The 24,920-nt window shown below is 74.6% G+C and carries 19 protein-coding genes; 9 read left to right on the forward strand and 10 right to left on the reverse strand.

What is annotated here, in order from left to right:
• Positions 1-97: 97 nt before the first annotated feature.
• Positions 98-1,660 (forward strand): serine/threonine-protein kinase, encoded by a 1,563-nt coding sequence (locus MA879_RS08425; protein ID WP_248125110.1) that lies wholly within the window; start codon positions 98-100, stop codon positions 1,658-1,660.
• Between the two features lie 87 nt (positions 1,661-1,747).
• Here MA879_RS08425 and MA879_RS08430 read toward each other — a convergent pair whose 3' ends face one another.
• The 4 genes from MA879_RS08430 to MA879_RS08445 all read right to left on the reverse strand — a co-directional run bounded on the left by MA879_RS08430 (position 1,748) and on the right by MA879_RS08445 (position 7,101).
• Positions 1,748-2,107 carry a hypothetical protein gene (locus MA879_RS08430; RefSeq protein ID WP_248125112.1) on the reverse strand — a complete coding sequence of 120 codons (360 nt, stop codon included), beginning with the start codon at positions 2,105-2,107 and terminating at the stop codon, positions 1,748-1,750.
• Positions 2,108-2,123: 16 nt separating this feature from the next.
• A complete protein-coding gene (gene sucB / locus MA879_RS08435) occupies positions 2,124-3,980 on the reverse strand; it encodes a 2-oxoglutarate dehydrogenase, E2 component, dihydrolipoamide succinyltransferase (protein ID WP_248125113.1) in 1,857 nt (618 codons plus the stop codon).
• 95 nt (positions 3,981-4,075) lie between these two features.
• On the reverse strand, positions 4,076-5,455 hold the full coding sequence (lpdA, locus tag MA879_RS08440) for a dihydrolipoyl dehydrogenase (RefSeq protein WP_248125114.1): 1,380 nt from the start codon (positions 5,453-5,455) through the stop codon (positions 4,076-4,078).
• A 110-nt stretch (positions 5,456-5,565) separates the two neighbouring features.
• A complete protein-coding gene (locus MA879_RS08445; protein ID WP_248125115.1) occupies positions 5,566-7,101 on the reverse strand; it encodes a leucyl aminopeptidase in 1,536 nt (511 codons plus the stop codon).
• A gap of 199 nt (positions 7,102-7,300) precedes the next feature.
• On the opposite strand from MA879_RS08445, the gene MA879_RS08450 reads away from it, so the two are divergent.
• From MA879_RS08450 to MA879_RS08460, 3 genes are all read left to right on the forward strand, one after another.
• A complete protein-coding gene (locus tag MA879_RS08450) occupies positions 7,301-8,284 on the forward strand; it encodes a PAC2 family protein (RefSeq protein WP_248125116.1) in 984 nt (327 codons plus the stop codon).
• Between the two features lie 37 nt (positions 8,285-8,321).
• Positions 8,322-9,482, forward strand: coding sequence for a DUF4192 family protein (locus tag MA879_RS08455; protein ID WP_248125117.1), 1,161 nt, complete (start codon positions 8,322-8,324; stop codon positions 9,480-9,482).
• A 235-nt stretch (positions 9,483-9,717) separates the two neighbouring features.
• Positions 9,718-11,175 (forward strand): RNA polymerase sigma factor, encoded by a 1,458-nt coding sequence (locus MA879_RS08460; RefSeq protein ID WP_248125118.1) that lies wholly within the window; start codon positions 9,718-9,720, stop codon positions 11,173-11,175.
• Positions 11,176-11,247: 72 nt separating this feature from the next.
• On the opposite strand, the gene MA879_RS08465 is transcribed toward MA879_RS08460, so the two are convergent.
• Complete coding sequence (locus MA879_RS08465) at positions 11,248-11,472, reverse strand: DUF7455 domain-containing protein (protein WP_248125120.1); 225 nt, start codon at positions 11,470-11,472, stop codon at positions 11,248-11,250.
• Between the two features lie 240 nt (positions 11,473-11,712).
• On the opposite strand from MA879_RS08465, the gene MA879_RS08470 reads away from it, so the two are divergent.
• Positions 11,713-13,818, forward strand: coding sequence for a DNA gyrase/topoisomerase IV subunit B (locus MA879_RS08470; RefSeq protein WP_248125122.1), 2,106 nt, complete (start codon positions 11,713-11,715; stop codon positions 13,816-13,818).
• A gap of 52 nt (positions 13,819-13,870) precedes the next feature.
• Entirely contained in the window at positions 13,871-14,371 is a 501-nt protein-coding gene (locus MA879_RS08475; RefSeq protein ID WP_248125124.1) for a hypothetical protein, read from the forward strand.
• A gap of 35 nt (positions 14,372-14,406) precedes the next feature.
• Here MA879_RS08475 and MA879_RS08480 read toward each other — a convergent pair whose 3' ends face one another.
• The 5 genes from MA879_RS08480 to MA879_RS08500 all read right to left on the reverse strand — a co-directional run bounded on the left by MA879_RS08480 (position 14,407) and on the right by MA879_RS08500 (position 21,002).
• On the reverse strand, positions 14,407-15,471 hold the full coding sequence (locus MA879_RS08480) for an NAD-dependent epimerase/dehydratase family protein (RefSeq protein WP_282447742.1): 1,065 nt from the start codon (positions 15,469-15,471) through the stop codon (positions 14,407-14,409).
• Between the two features lie 5 nt (positions 15,472-15,476).
• Positions 15,477-18,473, reverse strand: coding sequence for an alpha/beta fold hydrolase (locus MA879_RS08485; RefSeq protein ID WP_248125128.1), 2,997 nt, complete (start codon positions 18,471-18,473; stop codon positions 15,477-15,479).
• Positions 18,474-18,500: 27 nt separating this feature from the next.
• Complete coding sequence (locus tag MA879_RS08490) at positions 18,501-19,532, reverse strand: 3-oxoacyl-ACP synthase III (protein ID WP_017489669.1); 1,032 nt, start codon at positions 19,530-19,532, stop codon at positions 18,501-18,503.
• A 132-nt stretch (positions 19,533-19,664) separates the two neighbouring features.
• Entirely contained in the window at positions 19,665-20,639 is a 975-nt protein-coding gene (locus MA879_RS08495; RefSeq protein ID WP_248125129.1) for a M56 family metallopeptidase, read from the reverse strand.
• An 18-nt stretch (positions 20,640-20,657) separates the two neighbouring features.
• Positions 20,658-21,002: a BlaI/MecI/CopY family transcriptional regulator gene (locus MA879_RS08500; protein WP_049147394.1), complete on the reverse strand. Its 345-nt coding sequence runs from the start codon at positions 21,000-21,002 to the stop codon at positions 20,658-20,660.
• A 167-nt stretch (positions 21,003-21,169) separates the two neighbouring features.
• Here MA879_RS08500 and MA879_RS08505 point away from each other — a divergent pair, with 167 nt between their 5' ends.
• From MA879_RS08505 to MA879_RS08515, 3 genes are all read left to right on the forward strand, one after another.
• Positions 21,170-22,750, forward strand: coding sequence for a cytochrome ubiquinol oxidase subunit I (locus MA879_RS08505; protein WP_248125130.1), 1,581 nt, complete (start codon positions 21,170-21,172; stop codon positions 22,748-22,750).
• A 28-nt stretch (positions 22,751-22,778) separates the two neighbouring features.
• Positions 22,779-23,801, forward strand: a complete 1,023-nt coding sequence (gene cydB / locus MA879_RS08510; protein ID WP_248125132.1) for a cytochrome d ubiquinol oxidase subunit II — start codon at positions 22,779-22,781, stop codon at positions 23,799-23,801.
• On the forward strand, positions 23,798-24,920 hold a 1,123-nt coding region (locus MA879_RS08515; protein ID WP_248125134.1), incomplete at its 3' end, for an ABC transporter transmembrane domain-containing protein. The genes cydB and MA879_RS08515, both read left to right, overlap by 4 nt.

The following is a 24,920-nucleotide window of genomic DNA, read 5'->3' on the forward strand; positions in this document are numbered from 1 at the left end:
CCCATGGCCCGTGCGCCTGCGGGAGGCTGGTGCCGACACGACGCGGAGAGCGCCGGCCGAGACGCGGCCCGCGCGGAGAGCGGGGGGAGGGCCCAGGATGTGCACGGAGGACGGGTGGGACCCGGAGGACGGGCCGGAGGAGGTCCCGACGGCCGCGGAGCCGCCGCAGGTCGAGGGCTGGGCGGCCCGGGTCCTGATCGGGGAGGGCGCCCAGGCGGAGGTGTGGCTGGTGCGCTCCCCGCAGGGGGAGGAGGCCGTGCTGAAGGTGGCCCGGGCGGGCGAGGACCCCGCCGCGGTGGCCGCCGAGGCAGAGGCCTACGGGCATCTGCACCATCCCCACCTGCTGCGCGTCCTGGGCACCGTGTCCACGGACCGGGGCACGGGCGTGCTCACCGAGCGGCTGCCCGCGGGGAACCTCGGGTCCATGGTCCAGCAGGCCGGGCCGCTGCGGCCCGGCCAGGCGGTGACGGTGCTCGTGCCCGTCGCGCAGGCCCTGGCGCACCTGCACGCGCACGGCGTGGTGCACGGGGACGTCGCCCCGGGCAATGTCTTGTTCGCGGTCGACGGCCGGCCGGCCCTGTCGGACCTGGGCGTCGCCCGGGTCGTGGGCGGCCCCCGAGGGCGGGGCGGCACGCCCGGCTTCCTCGCCCCCGAATGTCGGGACGGGGACCAGGGCGCATGCGCCGGCGACGGCGCCGCCACGGACGTGTACGCGTGGGCCGCGCTGGGCTGGTACGCCCTGACGGGGCGGGCCCCCGGAGACCGGGAGCACCGGGCGCCGCTGCCCGTGCTCGTCCCGGACGTGCCGGTCGAGCTGGCGCTGCTGCTGGACGCCGCCCTGGACCCCGATCCCGCGCGGCGGCCGAGCGCGGCCGACGCCGCCGTGGCCGCCTACGACGCCGCCGCGCCGGAGCCGGTGCCCCTGCACGACTCGGCGCCGCCGGAGGTGGCGCACCTGCTGCCCACCCTCGTGCCGCCGGAGCGGATGCCGGGTGGCCCCCACGGTGCGCGCTCCCGGCAGGGTGCACGCGTCCGCACGAGCGGGCGGCCCGGGCGCCGGGTGGTGATGCTCGCCCTGGCCGGGGCCGTCGTCGCCGCCCTGGCCTCCGGGGCGGCGCTGCTCTCGCGAGGCGAGACCGGCCCGGAGGCCGCCGAGACGGCGGCACCGGCCGCGCCGCCGCGGGTGGAGACCACGCCGGCCTCGCCCGCCCCGGAGGGTCCGCGCCCTGACCCCGCACTTGAGAGGACCGCGGCTCCGGCACGGGCGGCCGTCCCCGCCGGGGGAGTGCTGCAGGACCTCCTCGACGGCCTGGCGGAGGCGCGCACCGCCGCGCTGGCCGACCCCCGGAGGGACCGCCTGTCCGTGTACGCCGCGGAGGACGGCCCGGCATGGCAGCGCGACCGGACGATCCAGGAGGACCTCGCCGACGGCGGATACGCCTTCTCCGGGCTGGTGGTGGGGCTGACCGCTGACGGGACCGCGACACCCGCCGGGCCGGACCGTCTGACCGTCCCCGCGCGCCTGGTCCTCAGCCCGCACATCGTGCTGGACGAGACGGGCACTCCGCTGGACCAGGTGCCCGGTTCCGAGGAGGAGGTGCTGCTGACCCTGGTGCGCGCCGGCACGGGATGGCTGGTCCACGGGGTGGAGCCCCGCTAGGCGGGGACGCGGGGACGCCGTGGGCCCCGGGGACGGATCCCCGGGGCCCACGGCGTGGGTGCCGCCCGTGGGGCGGCGCTCAGCCGGTCAGTGCCACAGCGTGGCCACCAGGATGTTCACCAGGCCCAGGCCGCCGACGGCATGGGCCAGGCCCGTGGGCACGACCTCCCCGCGGTTGGACTTGCGCCGACCCAGGAGGGCGGCGGCGAACACGAGGAGGCCGATGAGGAACTTGATCCCCAGCTTCATGTGGTTCGGGTCGCCGCCGCCGAGCATGGCCCAGCCGAAGAGGATCACTCCGGTGACGACCATCCCCAGCGACCCCCACCACTGCGAGGCGGTCACGGTCGGATTCTTGAAGTGGGCGAACCACCCGCCCACGATCGCCGCCGCCGAGACGATGTGCAGGGCGACGATCACGTCGTGCAGGACGTCGAGGGACTCCATGGTGATCAGATCCCCCTCAGAGGCCCAGCTCGGCCGCGAACTCGCCGTCCTCCAGGCGCTGCGTGAGCGACTGGAGGAAGCGGCCGGCGTCCGCGCCGTCGACGAGGCGGTGGTCGTAGGTCAGGGACAGGTACATCATGTGGCGGATCGCGATGGTGTCGTTGCCGTCGGCGTCGGCCACCACCATGGGACGCTTCACGATCGCGCCGGTGCCCAGGATGGCCACCTGCGGCTGGTTGATGATCGGCGTGTCGAACAGGGCACCCACGGAGCCGATGTTCGTGATCGAGAACGTGCCGCCGGAGAGCTCGTCCGCACCGATCTTGTTGGTGCGGGTGCGCTCGGCGACGTCGGCGATCCGCTTCGCGATCCCGCCGAGGTTCAGCGAGCCGGCGTCCTTGATCACCGGCACCAGGAGGCCGCGCTCGGTGTCCACCGCGATCGCGATGTCCTCCGTGGCGTGGTAGGTGATCTCCTTGTTGTCCTCGGAGAACGAGGCGTTGAGCTTGGGGTGCTGCTTCAGGGCCTCGGTCACGGCCTGCGTGATGAACGGCAGGTACGTGAGCTTGACGCCGTTCTGCTCCTGGAAGGAGTTCTTGGCCTTGGACCGCAGCTGGACGATGCGGGTCATGTCGACCTCGTGCACCTGGGTCAGCTGGGTGGACAGGTCCAGGGACTCACGCATGCGCTGGGCGATCACCTGGCGGATCCGCGGGGCCTTCTCGGTCCCCCCGCGCGGAGCGGCGGCGGCCGGCGCGGCGGCGGTCGGGGCGGCGGCGGTCGGGGCGGCGGCCGAGGAGTCCTGACCCGCGTCGGCGGACGCGTCCGTCGCCTGATCCGAGGATCCGGCGGAGGCGGACAGCGAGGCGGCCAGCACGTCCTGCTTGCGGATGCGGCCGCCGACGCCGGTGCCGCGCACCGTGGACAGGTCCACCCCGTGCTGCTTGGCCAGGCGACGCACCAGCGGCGTCACGTAGCCCTGGCCCGGCTCGGTGGCCGCGGGGGCGGCGGACTCCTGGTCGGCGGACGCCTCCTGCTGAGGGACGGACGGCGCCGTCGCGGACTCCTCGGAGGCGCTGGTCTCCGGTGCGTCGTCTGACGGCGACTCACCCGCGTCCTCGGCGGCCTCCTCGGTCTGCTCGCCGGTCGGGGCGTCGGTGGCCGCGTCCTCGATCTCCTCGGCGGAGGGCTCCTCGTCGCCCGAGCCGGCGGCCGGGGCGGAGGCGCCGGAGCCGGAGCCGGAGCCCACGCGGGCCAGCACGGCGCCGACCTCGACGGTCTCGTCCTCCTCCACGAGGATCTCCTGCAGCACGCCCGCGACGGGGGAGGGGATCTCGGTGTCGACCTTGTCGGTGGACACCTCCAGCAGCGGCTCGTCGACGGCGACCTCGTCGCCGACCGCCTTGAGCCAGCGGGTCACGGTGCCCTCGGTGACGGACTCGCCCAGGGCGGGCAGGGTCACGTCGCTGGACTCCCCGGAGCCGGTGTCGGCGGAGCCGGTGGCGGCCCGCTCCTCGGGCTCCGGCTCACCCGCGGGCTCCTCGTCCTCGGACGCGTCCTCGGCCGGGGCCTCCTCGTCCTCGACCGCGTCGGCCGACTCCTCGGCGGGCGCGTCGCCGGACTCGTCGGTGCCCTCGCCGTCGCCGATCACGGCCAGGGCGGCGCCGACCTCGACGGTCTCGTCCTCCTCGGCCAGGATCTCCTGCAGCACGCCGGCCACGGGGGAGGGGATCTCGGTGTCCACCTTGTCGGTGGACACCTCCACGAGCGGCTCGTCGACGGCGACCTCGTCGCCGACCGCCTTGAGCCAGCGGGTCACGGTCCCCTCGGTGACGGACTCACCGAGGGCGGGCAGGGTGACTTTCTCAGACATGTCCTGATGCTCCTCACGGGTGGCGGCGCTGTGGGCACTCGCCGGGGGTCGGGTGTGGGTCCGCCGCGCGGACCCGGGATGGTCAGTGCGGTGGGTCAGCTGTGCAGCGGGTGGCCGAACAGGGCCATGGCGGCCTCGCCCAGGGCCTCGTTCTGCGTGGGGTGCGCGTGCACGAACTGGGCGACGTCCTCGGGGTAGGCCTCCCAGTTCACGATGAGCTGCGCCTCGCCGATCTGCTCGCCGATGCGCTTGCCGATGCCGTGCACGCCCACGATCGGGCCGTTCTTCTGCCGGACCAGCTTGATGATGCCGCCGGTGCCGAGGATCGAGGACTTGCCGTTGCCGGCCAGGTTGTACTCGGCGACCTCGACGTTGTCCTTGCCGAACTTCTCCTCCGCCTTGGGCTGGGTGTAGCCCACGGACATGATCTCCGGCTCGGTGAAGGTGACCTTCGGGATGTTGATGTCCTCGACGACCATCGGCTTGTTGCCGGCGATCTCCTCGGCCACGAAGATGCCCTGCTGGAAGCCGCGGTGCGCCAGCTGCAGACCGGGGACGATGTCGCCCACGGCGTAGATGTTGCCGACGCCGGTGTGCAGACGCTCGTCGGTGAGGACGAAGCCGCGGTCCATCTTGACGCCCTGCTCCTCGTAGCCGAGGCCCTCGGTGTTCGGGCCGCGGCCGACGGCGACGAGGCAGACCTCGGCCTCGAACTCCTTGCCGTCCGCGAGGGTCACCTTGACGCCCGAGTCGGTCTCCTCGACCTTGTCGAAGAACGTGCCCAGGTTGGTCTTGATGCCCTTCTTCTTGAACTCGCGCTCGAGGACCTTGATGATCGCCGGGTCTTCGTTGGGGACCAGGGTCTTCAGGCCCTCGATGATGGTGACGTCGACGCCGAAGGAGTTCCACAGCGAGGCGAACTCCGAGCCGATGACGCCGCCGCCGAGCACGATGGCGGACGTGGGCATGTAGTCCAGCTCGAGCGCCTCCGTCGAGGTCATGATCTTCTTGGAGATCGGCAGGCCCATGGTCTTGGACACGGAGCCGGAGGCCAGGACGATGTTCTTGCCCTTGTAGCGGACGCCGTCGACCTCGATCTCGTCCTGGGAGACGAGCTTGCCCTCGCCTTCGACGACCTGGACCTTCTTCATCTTCATGAGGCCGGTCAGACCCTTGTGCTTGCCGGCGACGATCCCGTCCTTGTAGTCGCGCACCTTGGCCATGTCCACGGACTCGAGGGTCGCGTTGACGCCGAACTTCTCGGAGTGGCGGGTCTCGTCCGCCACCTCGGCGGCGTGGAGGTAGGCCTTGGTGGGGATGCAGCCCCAGTGCAGGCAGGTGCCGCCGAGCTTGGCCTTCTCGATGAGGCCCACGGTCATGCCGTACTGCACGGCGCGCAGTGCGGCCGCGTACCCGGCGGAGCCACCGCCGAGGACGAGGACGTCGAATTCCTGAGCGGTTGCCGAATCGGCCACGGTGATGCTCCTTGGTGTCGGGTGGGAGGGAGTCGTCGAGTGGGTCCGCCGTGCCGATCGCGGCCCGGGATCGGCCGGGTCGCGCCGGTCAGCGGCGTCGTTCATTCACCTTACCCGGCACGTCCGGCGATGAGGCCTACCAGGGTGCGCACCATCGCGCCGGTCGCGTCGCGGGGGGTGTAGCCGTAGGCGGAGGACTCGTTGAACGAGGGGCCGGCGATGTCCAGGTGCGCCCACGGCGTGGGCGCGGACGCCCGATCGTCCTCGTCGCGGCCGGCGTCGACGAACTCGCGCAGGAAGGCGGCGGCGGTCATCATGCCGCCGAACCGCTCTCCCATGTTGGAGATGTCCGCCACGCGGGAGTCGAGGGAGGCGCGCAGCTGCTCCGGGATCGGCATGGCCCAGGCGAGCTCGCCGGCCGCGTCGGCGGCGGACACGACCTCGTCGCGCAGGGCCTCGTGGCCCATCACTCCGGTGTGGCGCACGCCCAGGGCCACGAGCTGGGCGCCCGTGAGCGTGGCGACGTCCAGGACGGCGTCCGGGCGCTCGTCGGTGGCGGCCACGAGGGCGTCGGCCATGACCACGCGGCCCTCGGCATCGGTGTTCATGACCTCGACCGTCTTGCCGCCGTACATGGTGATCACGTCCGAGGGGCGGATGGCGGTGTGCGAGGGCATGTTCTCAGCCAGGGCCAGCCACCCGGTGACCTTCACGGGGATCCCGAGCTCGGCCGCGGCGCGGACCACGGCGAACACGGTGGCGGCGCCGGCCATGTCGGACTTCATGGTCATCATGGACGCGGCGGGCTTGAGGGAGATGCCGCCCGTGTCGAAGGTGATGCCCTTGCCCACGAGGGCGATGTGCGCCCGCGCGTCGGCGGGGGCGTGTTCGATCCGCACGAGGCGGGGCGGACGCGACGAGCCCTGGCCGATCGCCAGGATGCCGCCGAAGCCCTCGGCGGCGAGCGCGTCCTCGTCCCACACCTGCACGCTCACGTCCGACCCGGCCAGCTCCTCGCGCACCGTGTCCGCGAAGGAGGCGGGGTACAGGTGGGACGGGGCGGTGTTGACGAGGTCGCGCACGGCGCAGACGGCGTCCCCGACGACGGCGGCGCGCGCCAGGACCTGCGCGGACGCGTCCTCCTCGACGGTCGTGACGACCTCGATGCGGGAGACCGGCGCGGACGAGGAGGCCGCCTCTCGGGCGGCCTCGGACTTGAGCGCCGTGAACGTGTAGGCGCCGAGGGTCGCGCCCTCGGCGACGGCGGCGAGGCGCTCGGGCGTGTCGGCGGGCAGGGCCAGGGCGACGGCATCCGTCCCGGCGAGGGATCGCACGGCCGCGCCGGCGGCCCGGCGCAGGGCCTCGAGTCCGGCGGTGCCGTCGTCCCCCAGCTCGCCCACGCCCACGAGCACGAGCAGCGGCCAGCGCGAGCCGGCGAGGCCGGGCAGGCGGTGCACCTCGTCGGTGCGCGCGCGGACGCCCAGCAGCTCGAAGGAGTCCTCCAGTGCGGCGGCGGCGTCCTGCGGCAGGGCGTCGGTCAGCAGCACGGGGCCGTCGGACCCGGCGCCGACGCCGACCACGACCGCCGACGCGGTGACCTCCTCCAAGGCGCGGGCTGTCAGCGAGGGGCGGTCCTTCGAGATCACGGGGATCCTTCCATGGCGGGGGCTCGGGGCTGCGCCGGCCGCGCGGGGGCGGACGGGCGCGTCCCGGCTCATCCTAGCCAGCACCCCGCGGCGGACGGCAGGACCGCGCGGCGTGGAATAGGGGGGCCGGTCTGCGGGGTTGACCCGGGACGATCCGTCGGCCTCCGCCGGGGGACAGGACCACCGGAAGGCGGCACTCGTGCTGGATCCCACGCAGCTCTACACCCGCGACGACGGCGAGGACGCCGTGCCCGCGGGGCTCGGCCTGCTGGTCACGCTCACGGGCCACCTCGACGCCGGACACGTGGGTCGGCAGCTGCGCTCCGCCCTGCGGGAGCACCTGGCCCACCGGACCGTGGCCTCCTTCGACCTGGACCAGCTGCACGACTACCGGGCCCGGCGTCCGCGGGTACGGTTCGAACACGACCGGTACACCGACCTGCGGCTGCCCGCCCTGACGGTGGACCTCATGGAGGACCTCCTGGGCCGGCCGTTCCTGCTGCTGGCCGGACCCGAGCCGGACCTGCAGTGGCAGCGGTTCACGGCGGCGGTCCTGGGGCTCGCCCGGGAGTGGGCGGTGGACACGGTCACGTTCGTGGACGCCGCCCCGTTGCCGGTGCCGCACACGCGGCGCGTGGGGGTGACCACGCACGGCACGCGCACGGACGCACTCGAGGGCCTGTCCACCTGGAGCCCGGAGGCCGACGTCGTCGCGGGCGCCCTCCAGATGCTCGAGCTGCGCGCGGGCGAGGCGGGCCTGAACACCGCGGGGTACACCGTCCACGTGCCGCACTACGTGGCCGAGGCCGCCTACCCGCCCGGCGCCGTGGCGGCGCTCGAGTACGTGGGCGCCGCGATGGGCCTGATGATGCCGACGGACGAGCTGCGCGACGCCGCACGCGAGGTCGAGGCGGAGATCGAGCGCCAGGTGACGGCCTCCCCGGAGGTCCAGCAGATGATCGCGGGACTGGAGAAGAACCACGACCAGAACGCGGAGGAGCAGGAGCGCTCCCTGCTCGAGTCCGCAGCAGGGCTGCCCGACGGGGAGGAGATCGCCTCCGCGGTCGAGGAGTACCTGGCCCGCCGCGACGACTCGGTGCGCCCCCGCACGCACGGGAACGGCCCGACCCCTCCTGCACAGGACAACGACGGGCCCGCCCCGTCCACCGACCGCGCGGACTGAGGGGCGCAGTCGGCCGGAGGACGGGCAGGGTCGGGGCATGGACCACCTCCCCGGACCGGCAGCCTCCCTCCCGCCGCACGACCCGCGCGCCCTCGACGAGCCCGCGGCAGGCCCCCCGACCTCGGTGCTGCGCGCGCGAGGCGTGGACGACCTCCTCGGCTACGCCGGACATGTCCTCGGGGCGCTGCGGCCGGGCTCGCTCGTGCTGGTGTCCCTCCACGGCACCGTGCTGGGCGCCGTGGTGCGGGTGGATCTGCCGCCCTCGGAGGCGCTCGAGGGACCGGCCGGGGCGCGCTGGGCCGAGGCCGTGGCGGACGTGCTCGCCCGTGACCGAGCCGCGGACGCCACCGTGGCCCTCGAGCTGGCGGGGGACCGTCCCCGGGTGCCCGCACGGGCGGCGGCCCCCGCCTGGCTCGACCCGCTGGCGACGGCCCTGGCCGGCCGTGGCCGGCCCCTGCGGGAGGGCTGGACCGTACGCGCGGGAATCGCCCATCCGTGGTGGGGGACGGACGTGGCGGACGATCGGGAGGGCCGGGCCGGGGTCGCCGTCGCGGTGGACCCGGCCGCCTCGGACCTGTCGCTCCACCTGATCGGCCGCGGCTCCGTGTGGGGGCTGCGCGCCGACCATGCGCACGTGCCCCGGCACCGGCCGCCCGGACCGGCGCTGGCCGCCGAGTGGGGACGGTGCACCCCGGAGCCCGGCCACCCCGAGCCGGCCGCCCTCACGGGCTGGCTCGCGGCCTGGGAGCCCGTCCTCGCCTCGGGGCCGGCACCGGCCACCGGACGGGCTCCCTCGGACGCGGAGTTGGGTGGGCCCCTCGTGCGGCCGGCCTGGCGGGACGCCCTCCTGCTGCACGCCGCGTGCTCCCCGGGCACCGTGCCGGACGATCCAGCGCGACGGGCGGCCGTGCTGACCGGCCGGTCCGCGCAGGCGCCCGACTGGCGGCGCCTGGACGCCCTGTGGGGCCGGCTCCGCGGCCTCGCCGTCCACGCCCCGGCCGGGCACGGCGGGCAGGCGCTGACGCTCGCCGCCTGGGTGGCATGGGCCCGGGGCGAGGGGTCCGCCGCGGGCGCCCACCTCGAGGCGGCCGCCGGCCTCACGAGCCCGGACGGGCTGGGACGGGTGCTCGATGGGCTGGTGGGCTTCGGCGTCGTGTGCGACTGGGCCGCCGACCCCCGGCGGTGCTGGCGGCCCTGAGGCGGGGCCCGTGGGAGGATGTCGGGGCTCGACGCGCTCCGCCCCCGGCGGACGCGTCCGACACCTCGACCGTCTGGAATAGACCCCGGTGATGCGGTGTTGTGAGCACGAGAGACCCTGGCATCCGCGCGGGCCTCGGCGTCAGCCGCGGCCCGCGCGGACTTGACAGGGTCACACCTAGTTGCACTGCAGTGTTCCGCGCCGTCCGGGTGCGGACCCGAGGGAAAGGCCACGAGTGACCACGTCGACGACCAACGACGAGAAGGACGTCCGGAAGGGCGCCGCGTCGGGATCCGCACGGAGCACCGCCGCGGCCGAGGAGTCCACCGGGACGGCAGCGAAGAAGACGGCGGCGGCCAAGAAGCCCGCCGCCAAGAAGACCCCGACGACCGCGACGAGGAAGACCGCCGCCAAGAAGCCCGCGACCAAGAAGCCCGCCACCAAGGCCGCGGCCGAGAAGGCCGCGGCCAAGAAGCCCGCCACCAAGGCCGCGGCCGAGAAGGCCGCGGCCACGACGTCGTCGGCCGCGAAGGCCGCCGCGGAGCCGGAGGAACAGCCGCTGCCCCGGGACGAGGAGCGCCTCGTGACCGACGACGCCGTCGAGGCGGCGTCCCAGGACTCGGACGACGACGACGCGGACGGCTCGGACGCGGCGGACGCCCCCGCTGTCGTGGAGGAGGCCGTCACCGGTGAGACCGTGTCCGGGAAGACGGCCTCGAAGGGCGCCTTCGTGATGGACAACTCGGAGGACGACGCCCCCGTCCAGCAGGTCGTGGTGGCCGGTGCCACCGCCGACCCGGTGAAGGACTACCTCAAGCAGATCGGCAAGGTCGCCCTGCTGAACGCGGAGCAGGAGGTGGACCTCGCCATGCGGATCGAGGCCGGCCTCTACGCCGAGCACCACTTCGCCGAGAACCCCCCGGAGGACTACCGCCTGCGCCGCGACGTGGAGCTGATCATCGCCGACGGCCGCCGCGCCAAGAACCACCTCCTGGAGGCCAACCTGCGCCTCGTGGTGTCCCTGGCCAAGCGCTACACCGGCCGCGGCATGCTCTTCCTGGACCTGATCCAGGAGGGCAACCTCGGCCTCATCCGCGCCGTGGAGAAGTTCGACTACACGAAGGGCTTCAAGTTCTCCACCTACGCGACATGGTGGATCCGCCAGGCCATCACCCGCGCCATGGCGGACCAGGCCCGCACCATCCGCATCCCGGTGCACATGGTCGAGGTGATCAACAAGCTGGCCCGCGTCCAGCGGCAGATGCTCCAGGACCTGGGCCGTGAGCCCACCCCGGAGGAGCTCGCCAAGGAGCTGGACATGACCCCGGAGAAGGTCGTGGAGGTCCAGAAGTACGGCCGCGAGCCCATCTCCCTGCACACCCCGCTCGGTGAGGACGGCGACTCCGAGTTCGGCGACCTGATCGAGGACTCCGAGGCCGTGGTCCCGGCGGACGCCGTGTCCTTCACGCTGCTCCAGGAGCAGCTGCACTCCGTGCTCGACACGCTGTCCGAGCGCGAGGCCGGGGTCGTCGCCATGCGCTTCGGCCTGACCGACGGCCAGCCCAAAACCCTGGACGAGATCGGCAAGGTCTACGGGGTCACCCGTGAGCGCATCCGCCAGATCGAGTCCAAGACCATGTCCAAGCTGCGCCACCCGTCCCGCTCGCAGGTGCTGCGGGACTACCTGGACTGAGCCCGGAGGGCCCACGACGACGGCCCGCCGCCTCCCCGAGGAGGCGACGGGCCGTCGTGGTGCCGTGGAGGGTCAGGCGTCGGCCGGCGCGGGGCGGGCGTGCAGGTCCTCGGTCTGGTCCTGCCACACGCTGGCCTGGGGGCGCAGCGCGTCCTCCACGGCGCGGGCGTGGTGACCGCAGAACAGCAGCTCGCCGCCTGAGGGCAGGATCGCGCGCACGAAGGCCTGGGCCCCGCAGCGGTCGCAGCGGTCGGAACGGGTGAGGGCGGCCGGATCGGCCACGGCGGTGATGGACATGCTGTCCTCCTGATCTGTCGGGTCGGTGGGGGGCAGGGCCGCACGGCTCCTGCGCCTCGTGTCCCCTGGAACGGCCAGCATGGCACCCGCGGGCCCGCCGGGCGTGCCCGGACCCGCCCGTTTCGCCACCCGCGTACGGCCGGGGACGTCCGGTCCGGACATGCCCCCGCCCGCTGCCGTGTCCGGGGCGCGGAGTAGTCTGGACGGGCTCCCGCCGTCCCCTGGAAGGACCCCTCCACCGTGCCCGCCGCCTCCGAGTACTCCGCCCGCCACCTCTCCGTCCTGGAGGGCCTCGAGGCGGTGCGCAAGCGTCCGGGCATGTACGTCGGCTCCACCGACTCCCGCGGCCTCATGCACTGCCTGTGGGAGATCATCGACAACTCCGTGGACGAGGCGCTGGCCGGCCACGGCCAGTCGATCGAGGTCACCCTGCACCCGGACGGCTCCGTCGAGGTCGCGGACAACGGTCGCGGCATCCCTGTGGACGTCGAGCCGCGGACCGGCCTGACCGGCGTCGAGGTGGTCTTCACCAAGCTGCACGCCGGCGGCAAGTTCGGCGGTGGCTCCTACGCCGCCTCGGGCGGCCTGCACGGTGTGGGCGCATCCGTGGTCAACGCCCTGTCCTCCCGCCTGGACGTGGAGGTCATGCGCGGGGGCAAGGTGCACCGCCTGTCCTTCCGGCGCGGCGAGCCGGGCGCGTTCCAGGACGGCTCCAAGCCCTCCCCGGAGGCGCCGTTCACACCCGCCGAGGAGGCCGCCCCGCTCGAGGTGGTCGGCAAGGCCAAGCGCGGGCAGACCGGCACGCGGGTGCGGTACTGGGCGGACGAGCAGATCTTCACCACGGATGCCCGGTTCTCCGCCCAGGACCTCCAGGCCCGGGCCCGCCAGACCGCCTACCTCATCCCGGGTCTGCGCATCGCCGTCCGGGACCTGCGCCGCCTGCCCGGCACGCCGGGGGCGGACGGGCCCGCGGAGGAGGTCTACCAGTACGACGGCGGCATTGCCGAGTTCGTCGAGCACCTCACCCCCGCCGCGCCCGTCACGGACGTGTGGCGGCTGCAGGGCTCGGGCACCTTCACCGAGCGCGTGCCCGTGCTGGGGGAGGACGGGCGCACCCAGATGCAGGAGGTCAAGCGCACCTGCGAGGTGGACGTCGCCCTGCGCTGGGACGTCGGCTACGAGACCGTCCTGCGCCCGTTCGTCAACATCATCGCCACCCCCAAGGGCGGCACCCACCAGTCCGGGTTCGAGTCGGCCCTGCTGAAGGTCTTCCGCGCCCAGGTGGAGGCCGGGGCGCGGCGCCTCAAGGCCGGCTCGGACCGCCCGGACAAGGACGACGTCCTCGCCGGCATGACCGCCGTGCTGACCGTCCGCCTGGCGGAGCCGCAGTTCGAAGGCCAGACCAAGGAGATCCTCGGCACCCCGGCGGTGCGGCGCATCGTGGCGCAGGTGGTGGAGAAGGAGCTCACCGCGCGGCTGACGGCCACGGCCCGCGCGCAGAAGCAGCAGGTCGCGGTGCTGCTGGAGAAGGTCGTGGCGGAGATGAAGTCCCGCATCTCGGCGCGCACCCACAAGGAGAACCAGCGCCGCAAGAACGCGCTGGAGACCTCCACCATGCCCGCCAAGCTGGCCGACTGCCGGACCGACGACGTCGCCTCCTCCGAGCTGTTCATCGTCGAGGGCGACTCCGCCCTGGGCACCGCCAAGCTGGCCCGGTCGTCGGACTTCCAGGCGCTGCTGCCCATCCGCGGCAAGATCCTCAACGTCCAGAAGGCCTCCGTCTCGGACATCCTCTCCAACGCCGAGTGCGCCGCCCTGATCCAGGTGGTCGGCGGCGGCGCCGGACGCAGCTTCGACCTGGACGCCGCCCGCTACGGCAAGGTCATCCTCATGACGGACGCCGACGTGGACGGCGCCCACATCCGCACCCTGCTGCTCACGCTGTTCTTCCGCTACATGCGTCCCATGGTGGAGACGGGGCGGGTGTATGCGGCCGTCCCCCCGCTGCACCGCATCGAGGCGGTGACCCGCGGGAAGAAGGAGCGTGAGGTCGTCTACACCTACTCCGAGCAGGAGCTGCACGCCACGCTGGCGCGCCTCGAGGCCGAGGGGCGCTCCTACAAGGAGCCCATCCAGCGGTACAAGGGTCTGGGCGAGATGGACGCGGACCAGCTGGCTGAGACCACCATGGACCCGCGGCACCGCATGCTCCGGCGCGTGACCATCTCCGAGGTGGAGGCCGCGGAGAAGGTGTTCGAGCTGCTCATGGGCTCGTCCGTGGCGCCGCGCAAGGCGTTCATCGTCTCCCACGCGGACGAGCTGGACCGGGAGCGCATCGACGCCTGAGCGTCCTCGGGCGTCCCCGGGGACGCCCGGCGGGGCTTGCTAGGGTCGGGCCATGGACACCGGCAGCCAGGACACCGCACACGCTGCCGTGGTCGACGCCGGCTCGGCAGCCTCGGCCCGGCCCGCGGACACCCCGCCCCGGGGGGACGCGCCCGCCTGGCGTGCGGCCGGCGTCGGGATGGCCTTCGGGATGGCCTCGGTCGTCTGGAGCCTGCACGCGCGGCTCCCCGACTGGGTGGCGGTCGGCGCCGTCGCCGGTCTCCTGGCCCTCGGCCTCCTCTGCATGGCAGGGCTGCGGTTCGTCGTGGACCAGGACGAGGCCCGCCGGGCCGTGTTCTACACCGGCGAGGGGCAGGGCTCCTGGTTCGCCGTGAACTTCTTCGGGGTGTTCCAGATCCCCTGGGTCTTCATCACCGGCATCACGGAGACCGTCCCGCTCGTCCTCAGCGCCTCCGGGCTCGGCATCGTGGTCGCCGTCGCGAACCAGACGATCGTCTCCCGGTGCATGACGCGCCGGCCCCAGCCCGCACCGGAGATCGTCCCCCTCGGCTGACGGGGGACGGGGCGGGACGGGCCAGGCGGTCCGGCTCACCGGTCGCGGTAGTACGCCGCCAGGCGGTGCAGACCCTCGTCGATCGACACGGTGGGGGTCCACTCGAGCACCTCGCGGGTGCGGCGCTGGTCGAACCAGTGCGCCGTGGAGAGCTGCTCGGCGAGGAACTCGGTGAGGGGCGGCTCGCCGTCGGCCGAGCCGATGCCCGCCGAGCGCACCCGGAACAGGTCCCGCTCCCACACCCTCTCGATCAGGGCGCCGGCGCGGCGGGCCAGGCCCGCGGGCACGGTGCGCTCGGGCTCGGGGGCCCCACCGGCCAGCGCGATGCCGCGCACGAGCTCGCCCACGGGGCGGGGCTCGCCGTTGGTCACCACGAGCGCCTCGCCGTGGGTGTGGTCCACGGCCGCGACGGCGGCCACCACGGCCTCCACCGCGTTGCCCGTGTAGAGCGTGTCGATCAGGGGCGCGCCCGTGCCCAGCACGGGCATGCGGCCCTCACGGGAGCGCTGGACGATCCGGTCGGTGAGCTGCAGGTCTCCCGGCCCCCACATCAGATGGGGGCGCAGGACCAGCACGCGGAAGTCCTCGGAGTCCGCCTCGAGGGCGATCAGCTCGCCGGCGGCCTTGGTCCGCGCGTACGGCCCCCGGGCGCGCTCCGGGTCGGCCGGGCCCGCCCCCTCGCCGACGATGGAGGAGCCCGCGTGGGCGACGGAGGGAGAGGAGATGTGGACGAACCGGCGCACCCCCCGGCGGCGCGCGGCGTGCACGAGGATCCGCGTGCCCTCCACGTTGACCGCGCGGAACTCCTCCTCGGGTCCGGACATCGAGACCTTCGCGGCCACGTGCACCACGGTGTCCACGCCCTCGAGGGCGTCCTCCACGGCCGCGGGGTCCGTCACGGAGCCCAGGACGTCCCGCACGCCCGGCACGCCCGAGGGCCGGCGCTGGAGCGTCGTCACCTCCGTGCCGGACTCGGCCAGCACGCGGGCGGTGCCCGCGCCCAGCAGTCCGGAGGCCCCGGTCACGAGGGCGCGTCGGCTGACCACGCGCTCCACGAGCTGCGGCAGGCCGTCGTCGTCGACGTGGATCTCGATGCCCATCCCGCTCACAGCCCGCCCACCGATCCGCCGGCCAGCACGTCCGTGGCCCAGCGGGCCACGCGCGGACGGTCGATCTTCGAGTTGTGCCGGATGTCGGTGGGCACCTCGTCCGCCACGAGCACCGCCGCGACCGGCAGCGGGTCCAGGGCCGCGCGCACCGAGGCGGCCAGCGCGGTGGGGGCGAGCCCCTGCTTGGGCCGGCCGTCGCGATGGTGGCCGGCGCGGCGCGCGGGGCGGTTGGCCGGCACGGCGGCCTCCACCACGACGACGACCGCCTGGGTCCCGGCGGGGCCCGTGCCGACCACGGCGCTGCGGCGCACGGGGCCGAGAGCGTCCACGATCCGTTCGGGACCGCCCGGGGCCAGCGGGCCGTCCGGGGTGGTGAGCACGTGCTGGAGCCGCCCCTCGATCCACACGCGTCCCTCGGCGTCGAAGTGGCCGACGTCCGCGGTGCGGTGCCACACGCGTCCGTCGCGGCGGACGAGCCCGTCGCGCTTGGACTGCTGGTCCGTGGCCCACAGGGCGTCGTAGCGGTCCTTCAGGTGCGGCGCGGACACCACGAACTCGCCGAGCACGCCGTGCCCGGTGGCGGCGTCGAGGGTGACCTCCTCGGCGGTGCCGTCCTCCAGCAGCGGGGCGATCCGGAACTCGACGCCGGGCAGCGGCCGGCCCACGCACACCCCGGCGTCCGGGGCGCGGCGCAGCCGCTGGATCTCCTCCCCGTCGATGTCGGAGAGCAGCAGGCCCTCGGTCATGCCGTAGGGGGTGTGGACCTCCGCGTGCGGCAGGACGGCCGAGAGCTGCCGCAGCAGGGCAGGGTGCACCGGGGCGCCCGCGGAGAGCAGCTGGCGCACCCCGGCCAGGGCGGCGCGCTGCTCACGGGTCAGGTCCCCGGCGGTCTGGACCACGTTGGCCAGGGCCGCGGGAGAGGCGAACATCACGGAGGACTGCCCGGCGATCGCGGCGTCCGCCAGCGCGGAGGCGGTGAGCGTGGCCGGCTTGGTGACGTCCATGACGGGGGTGACCGAGGCCGCCCCCAGGGCCGGGCCCAGCAGGGCGAACGGTGCGAAGCCGGCCAGCAGGGACGCGCCGGGGCGGATGTCGAGGGTCCGGCCGATCATCTGGACGAGCCGGCCGAGGCGCTCATGGGTGTAGACCACGCCCTTGGCCGGGCCGGTGGAGCCGGAGGTGAACAGGACGGCAGCGTCCGCGGCGAGGGCCGGCTCGGCCAGGGGTGCGCCGGCGGCGTCGCGCGGCCCCGACGCGGCGGGGTCCCGGTGGCGCTCGACCATGGCGTACAGCGAGTCGGAGACGTCCAGCAGCGTCCGCTGGGGCGCGGCCAGGGTGGCCACGGAGATGCGGGTGCCCGGCCAGGACTGCGCACGGGCCAGGGTCAGGCCCGGGGTCTGCCCGATGATCCAGCGGGGCCGGGCCGACTTCATGGCGCGGGTCATCCCGGTGATGCCCAGGCCCTGGTCCGCGACGACGGCGACGCCGCCCACACGCAGGACCGCGTACAGCGCCGCGGAGAGGTCACGGCCCGGCGGCACGAGCATGGAGACACGGTCGCCGGGGCGCATGCCCGCCTCCCACAGGCCCGTGGCCATCGCCGAGACGGTCTCCTGGAACTCGCCCCAGCCGACGGCGACGGGACGCCGTCGGGCGCCCACGAGGGCGCGCGAGGACGCGGCGCCGGCCATGTCCACGAGCGCGGTGTACTCGCGCATCGCGGACCCGGGGGCGCCCCAGTCCTCGAGCCGGTCCCACAGCCGGGGCACGCCGCCGGCGGCCGGGGCCGTCGCCCCGTCGCCGCGGTCCGCGTCCGAGTCCGCGTCGGCGAGCTCGAGCTCCACCGCGCGTCCCGTGACGCCGAGCACCGGGTGGGAGGAGGTGGCGGGGGCGTCGTCGTCGGCGTGGGGCCGGGGTCCGGGCAGGCCCGAGGCCGGGTCGTCCAGCAGACCCGCGAGGAGCAGCTGCGCCCAGGTCAGCAGGGGGGTGACGACGTCGCGGTCGTCGATCAGCAGGTGCCCGGCCTCCTCGTAGCGGTGGACGCGGGCGGCCGGGAGGCGGTCGCGGAGGTCGTCCAGGTAGCGGTCCAGGAAGACGGGGTCGTCGGCGCCCCACTGGATCAGCGCCGGCACGCCGGCCGCGCCGAGCGCACTGACGCCGTCGGACACGCGCGTGAGCTCGGCGTGGCTGCCGTGGGCGGGGTCGGCCGGGATGTCGGCCACGAACCCGCCGACGCCGCCGCGGCGGGCCGCGTCCGGGTAGGGAAGGTGGTAGGCGGCGCGCACCTCGGGTGCCAGGGACGGCTTCGCCAGCGAGGTGGTGACGGCGATGAACGCGTCGGTGGCCACCGTGGACGCCGGCAGGACCGGACCGGCCAGCGCCGCCTGCAGGGGCGCGGGCAGGGAGGCCTGCGGGGGCTGATGCACCGCGGTGTTGAGGGTGCTCACCCCCGCCACGGCGTCGCGGTGACGACCGGCCCAGCCGAGGGAGACCACGCCGCCCCAGTCGTGGCCGAGGGTGATGACCGGGTGCCCTGCCTCCGCCTGGGCGGTGATCCCGAGCTCGGCCAGCAGGGCCTCGAGGTCGTCCACGCGGTCCCGGAGGCCGCGGTACGTGCTGCGCGCCCGGCCCATCTCCGACGGCGTCGGGTTCGCCGGGTGCTCGAGGCGTTCGGAGAAGCCCATGTCCAGCTGGTCGGGGGCCACCACGCGCCAGGCCTGCTGCCCGCGGCGGGCGCGGCGGACCGTCTCGGCCAGCAGCGAGCGCCACAGGTAGGACCACGTCGGGTTGCCGTGGACGGCCACGATGGTGCCCACCACGTCCGCGCCGAGCGCGTCCAGGAGGGGCCCGGTGTCGGCCACGTGCAGGGTGCGGGAGACGCCGTCCGGGTCCGCGGCGGAGCGGACGGTGACGAGACGGGACCAGGCGGCGTCCCAGCCGGGCAGCTGCTCGTGCGGGGGGAGGGCGGCGGGGGCGGCGGGGATGTGCGGCATGGCGGTCTCTCGTCCTCCTACGTCAGTTCACCACTGGATCTCGAGCATGGCGGTGTTCAGGCCCGAGCCCACGCCCAGGCACACCACCGTGTCCCCGGCGGACAGCTCGTCCATCTCCCGCACGAGGGTGATGGGCAGCGAGGCCGGGCCGACGTTGCCCAGCACGGGGAACGTCGTCGGGATCCGGTCCAGGGGCAGGCCGGCGGACTCGGAGATCGCGTTGGTGTGGAGCTGGGAGACCTGGTGGGTGATGAACCGGTCCGCGTCCTTCCACGCCCACTCGGCGGGGGTGTCGTTCCACGCGTCCATGACGAGCTCGAGGCCGTCGTTGAGCAGGGCGGTGGAGTCCGTGTACATGCCGCGGTGGTCGCCGACGCACAGGTCGTGGTGGTCGGTGCCGGCGCGGGTGATGCCGCGGACGATCCGGTGGGCGTCCGGGTGGTCCTCGATGGAGCCGACGACGGCGGCCGCGGCACCGCAGCCCAGGGTGAGGGAGGCGAACTGCTCCATGAAGTTGCCGCGGTTCGTGGTGGAGGCGTGCAGGTTCTCCACGGTGGCGTCCTGGACCTTGGAGGCGTCCTCGCTGGCGACGACCACGGCGTAGTCCACCTGGCCCGCGTCCACGAGGGTGGAGGCCATCATCAGGCCGTTGACGAAGCCGAGGCAGGCGTTGGTGATGTCGAAGTTGGTGGCCGAGGTGGGCAGGCCCATCATGTGGTGGATCCGCACGGCCACGGAGGGCTCGAGGGTCGCCCGGGTCACCGAGGTGTTGATGAGCAGCCCGACGCGCTCGGGACCGATCCCGGCGGCGGCGAGGGCGGCGGTGCCGGCCTGCGCGGCGGCCTCCTGGAAGTCCTGGGAGGCGTCCCAGTTGCGCCGGGCGCGCACGCCTGCGACGCGCTGCAGCAGGTGGGGCGGGAGCTTGAGCCGCCGGAGCACGTCCGCCAGCCGCTCGTCGAGGTCGTCCGAGGTCACCTCGAGGGGCGCCTCGACCTCGGTGACCGCCAGGAGGGCGGCGCGGGAGTACTCGTAGCTGGCGTTGCCGGACACGTTCGTCACCAGGACCAATCTGCGGGAGGACGGGGGACTCACCCCGGGGTGAGGCGAGATGTCACTCTAGCGGAGCGGTGCGGACGCCCGCCCAGGATGGGTGTCGCTCGGCCCGGGGCGAACACGCCCGGGGGTGCCGGCTCAGGGCAGGCCGAGCAGGGCGGCCGCGGTGGCCGCCGGCAGGGCGAGGGAGGCCGCCGCCACGAGCGCCGCCGCCGCGGCGGGCAGGGGCGCCGGCCGGGTGAGCAGCCGCGCGGCCCGGTCGCCGAGGCCCGCGGAGGTCGGCCCGGTCGCGTCGGTCTGGCCGGCCGGACCGGCGTCGGGGCCCGGGGCGGCCTGCGCGAGGGCCCGGACGAGCACGTCCGCCGGGGCACGGCGCAGGGCGGCGTCGTCGGCGAGCATCTCGGTCACCTGGACCACGGCCAGGCGCGCGGTCTCGGCGGTGGGCAGCCACGCGCACGCCCGCGCCCACGCGGCGAAGGCCAGGCGCAGCAGGCCGTGGTGCTGGTCGAGGTGGGCCCGCTCGTGGGCCACGACGGCGTCCAGCTCCTCCGGCGACAGGCGCGCCAGCAGGCCGCTCGAGACGACGGTGAGGGCCTCCCCTCCGCGCGGGGAGCCGGGCACGCAGTAGGCCAGCGGGTCGTCGACGGGCAGCTCGCGGGCCCCGCGCGCCCCGCCGGGCCACCGGCCCGCGTCGGCGGGGCCCGTGGCCACGAGCTCGACGGCGTCCCGGTGGCGGGCCCGGGCCCGCAGGGTGCGGACGGCCGTCACGGCCGTGGTGAGCAGCAGGTGCACCGCGATCCCGGCCCCGGCGCCCACCGCCATCAGGTGCAGGCCGACGGGCAGGCCGGTGGGCCGCGGCGCGGCGGCGGCGTCGCCGGCCAGGTGCGCGGCCAGCCGGGGCGCCGCTGCCACGAGGCCCTCGCCCCACGGCAGCAGGCCCCACACGAGGGGCGCGCCCAGCAGGGCGAGCCCGCCGGCGAGGGCGACGGCCTGCCAGGCGAGGGCGGCGAGCACGGGGGAGCGGGCCGGCCACGCGGCGCGCCCGACCAGCACGGGCACGGGTCCGGCCAGGGCCACGGCGACGACGGCGAGCAGCAAGACGGGGACGGACACGGTGCCTCGGCGTCCGGGTCAGTCCAGCAGGCGGCGCAGGGCGGCGGAGTCGGTCTCCGAGATGCCGCCCACGAAGGCGGCCAGGACGGCCTCCCGGTCCGGGGCGGAGCCGAGGAGGTCCCGCAGCAGCTCCGCCGTGTGGGCCTCTCGGGTCACGGCGGCGCGAAAGCGGCGGGGGCGGCCCCCCTCGGCGGGGCGCACGCGGCCCTTGGCCGCCAGCCGGGTGAGGGCCGTGTGGACGGTGGTCAGGGCGGGCGGGGCGCCCTCGCGGTGCAGGTGGGTGCGGACCTCGGCGGCCGTGAGGCCCTCGGCGTGGTCCCAGAGGAGGTCCATCACGGCGCCTTCGAGGCGGGCGCGGGTCATGGGTCCTCCTTCGTCTCACCGGTGCGTGCCCCCCGATCCTAGGCCAGGGTCGCCGGCGAGGCCCGTCGCCGTCGGTTGTTTTCGACAACGTGTAGAAAAAGTGGCTAGAGTGGACGGGACCCTCCGGCCCGTCCCCGCCGGAGCCCGCCTCGTCTCAGGAGCCGTCCGTGGATCCCCTCGACCTCGCCCGGTGGCAGTTCGGCATCACGACCGTCTACCACTTCCTCATGGTGCCCCTGACCATCGGCCTCGGCCTGGTGGTCGCCGTCATGCAGACCCTCTGGGTGCGCACCGGCCGGGAGCAGTACCTGCGCATGACGAAGTTCTGGGGCAAGCTCTTCCTGATCAACTTCATCATGGGCGTGGCCACGGGCATCGTGCAGGAGTTCCAGTTCGGCATGGCCTGGTCCGAGTACTCCCGGTTCGTGGGCGACGTCTTCGGGGCCCCGCTGGCCCTGGAGGCGCTCATCGCCTTCTTCCTGGAGTCCGTGTTCCTGGGCGTGTGGATCTTCGGCTGGGGCCGGGTGCCCCGCCGCCTGCACCTGGCGGCCATCTGGTGCGCCGTGATCGGGGCCCACCTGTCCGCGTACTTCATCATGACCGCGAACGCCTTCATGCAGCATCCGGTGGGCTACGAGGTGGTCGACGGGCGGCCCGTGCTGAACGACATCGGTGCGGTGCTGGCCAACCCCATCGTCCTCACGCACTTCCCCCACACCATCGCCGGCTCCTGGGCCGTCGCCGGAGGCTTCCTGCTCGGCATCTCCTGGTACCACCTGTGGAAGCGCCGGCGGGACGGGATCGACACCGTGGACGAGCACGGGCGCGTCGTCGTCGGCACCACGGGCTCCAAGGCCCGCGACCGCCTGGACCACCGCGTGTGGATCACCTCCCTGCGCGCCGGCGCCGCGGTGGCGATCGTCGGCTTCCTCGGCACCGCCTTCACCGGGCACGCCCAGGCGCAGCAGATGATCGAGTTCCAGCCCACGAAGATGGCCTCCGCCGAGGCCGCGTGCCAGGACGGCACCGCCTTCTCCGTCCTCACCCTGGGCGACCTGGGCGCGGGCGACCGCACCACCTGCACCGACGTCACCACGGTGATCGAGCTGCCCGGGCTGCTCTCCTACCTCGCCTACGAGGACTTCACCACCCCCGTGCCCGGCCTGAACTCCCTGCTGCCGGACTTCGAGGAGCGCTACGGCACGCACCTGCCGGACGACCCGCTGTACGGCGAGCGCGCCGGAGCGCCCATCGACTACCAGCCGCTCATGGAGGTCACCTACTGGGGGTTCCGCCTCATGATCACCTTCGGCGGCCTCGGCGCGCTGGCCGGGGCGCTCACCCTCTGGATGACCCGCCGCGGCACGGTCCCCGACTCGCGGGGCTGGACGGCCACCGCCGTCGCCTCCATCGGCGCCCCCTTTGCGGCGAACGTGGCCGGCTGGGTGTTCACCGAGATGGGCCGGCAGCCCTTCGTGGTCTACCCGAACCCCGCCATGGGCGTCGACGAGGTGTACATGTTCACGGCCGCCGCGGTCTCCCCGGGCGTGAGCGCCCAGGAGGTGCTCGCCTCCCTGATCGTGCTCGTGGGGATCTACGCCGTGCTGCTCGTCGTCGAGGTGGTGCTGATGGTGCGCTACGTGCGCGGCGGCGTGCCCGCCGGCATGCCGGAGCTCACGGCGGGCGAGCACCGGGACCCCGACGAGGACCGCCACGACCGCGACGACGTGCTCGCGTTCGCCTACTGACCCCCGCAGCTGAGAGGACCGAACGAGAATGGCCGAGGCCCTGCCCGTCTTCTGGCACGTGATCATCGCCGTGCTCTGGCTCGGCTACCTGGCCCTGGAGGGGTTCGACCTCGGCGCGGGCATGCTCATGCAGGCCTGGGCCCGCGACGAGCGGCGCCGCCGGGTGCTGCTGAACGTGATCGGCCCCGTGTGGGAGGGCAACGAGGTCTGGCTCATCACGGCGATCGGCGCGATGTTCGCGGCGTTCCCGTTCTGGTACGCCTCCCTGCTCTCCACGCTGTACCTGCCCATGCTGCTGCTCCTGCTCGCCCTGATCCTGCGGGCGGTCTCCATCGAGTACCGCGGCAAGGCGCGCACGGACCGCACGCGGGCGGTGTGGACCTGGTGCCTGGCCCTGGGCTCCTTCACGGCCGCCTTCGTCGTGGGCGCCTTCCTGGCCCTGACCACCACCGGGCTGCCCATCGACGCGAACGGCGACCGCGTGGGCGGGCCCTTCGCGTGGCTCAACGGCTGGGCCGTGCTGGGTGGGCTGGCCGTGGTCGGCTTCTCCATCGCCCAGGCGTGGGCGTTCATCGGGCTCAAGACCGACGGCGCCCCGCGGCAGGCGGCCGCCCGCTTCCTCTCGCGCTGGACCCCGGTGGCCCTCGTCCCGCTGCTCGTGTGGGCCGGCGCCGTCCTGCTGCGTGGCGACCGCCCCTGGACGTGGGCGCTGCTGGCCGCCGGCGTCGCGGCCGCGGCCGGGTCCGTCGTGGCCGCCCGCCGAGGCCGGGAGGGCCTCGCCCTGGCCGGCCTGACGCTGTTCCTCGTGGCGGCCTGGAGCGCCGTCATGATCGTCCAGTTCCCCGTGCTGCAGCCCTCCACCGTGGACCCGGCCTTCGACCTCACCGCCGAGATCGCGGCCTCCGGCCCGTACACGCTGGGCATCATGGCCGTCATCAGCCTCGTCTTCGTGCCGATCGTGCTGGCCTACTCCGCGTGGTCCTACTGGGTGTTCCGCCGTCGCGTGCGCGAGACCCACATCCCCGAGCCCCACGCCGTGGAGCCGGTGTGACCGACGACGGCGCGCCCCGTGGGCCAGGCCGCAAGCACGACGACGGCCCTCGGCGCCGCCGCGGTCCCGACCTGAGCCCGGCCGCGCGCCGCGCCGTCGCGGCGATGCTCGGGCTCGCCGCGCTGCGGGCCGCGGGCTGGATCCTGCTCGCCGAGTCGCTCGCCCGCCTGCTGACCCGCATGGCCGACACGCTCGACCCCGAGGGCACGGCCCAGCTCTTCGAGATGCTCTTCCTCCCGCCCGCGCCCGTCGGGCCGGTCGGTGCGGCGTCGTCGTTCGCCGGGGCCCTCGCGCTCGGCGCCGCCGGCGTGGGGCTGCGCGCCCTGGCCGACGCTGGCCAGCGGGTGTGGGGCCGCCGCGCCGCGCTCGGCGTGCAGGTGGGCGTGCGCCGCGACCTCGTGGCCCACCGCCTGGCCTCCGCGGACGGCTCGCGCCCCCGCTCGGGCGCGGACGCCGTGCTGGTCACCCACGGCCTGCAGGGCCTGGACGACTACTACACCGAGGTCCTGTCGGCCCTGGCCTCCGCCGCCGTCGTGCCCCCGGTCCTCGGCGCCTGGATCCTCACCCGTGACCCGCTCTCCGCCCTCGTGGTGCTGCTGACCGTCCCGCTCGTGCCCTTCTTCATGGTCCTCATCGGCCGGCACACGCAGGAGCGGATCGACGCCGCCCAGGACGGGCTGGACCGCCTCTCCGGCCACCTCGTGGAGCTCGCCCGCGGACTGCCCGTGCTCGTGGGGCTGCGCCGGGCCGGCGTCCAGCGCCGCGCCCTCGAGCGGGCCTCGCAGCGGTACCACGCCGCCACCCTGGGCACCCTGCGCACCGCGTTCGTCTCCGGCATGGCCCTCGAGCTGATCGCCTCGCTCTCCGTGGCCGTGATGGCCGTGTTCATCGGCCTGCGCCTCGTCTACGGGCAGATGGACCTCGGTGCCGGGCTCGTGGTCCTCGTCCTGGCCGCCGAGGTGTACCTGCCCCTGCGTGACGTCGGCAGCGCGTACCACGCCTCCGAGGACGGCCGCGAGGCCGAGGGCCGGGCCCGCGCCGCCGCGCGGGAGCCCGTGCCCGAGGCGGCCCGGGACGCGCTCGCGGACCCCGCCGCCGCACCGGCGCGCGCGGTCGGTC

It is taken from the genome of Micrococcus lacusdianchii (assembly GCF_023155805.1).
Taxonomy (GTDB): Bacteria; Actinomycetota; Actinomycetes; order Actinomycetales; family Micrococcaceae; genus Micrococcus; species Micrococcus lacusdianchii.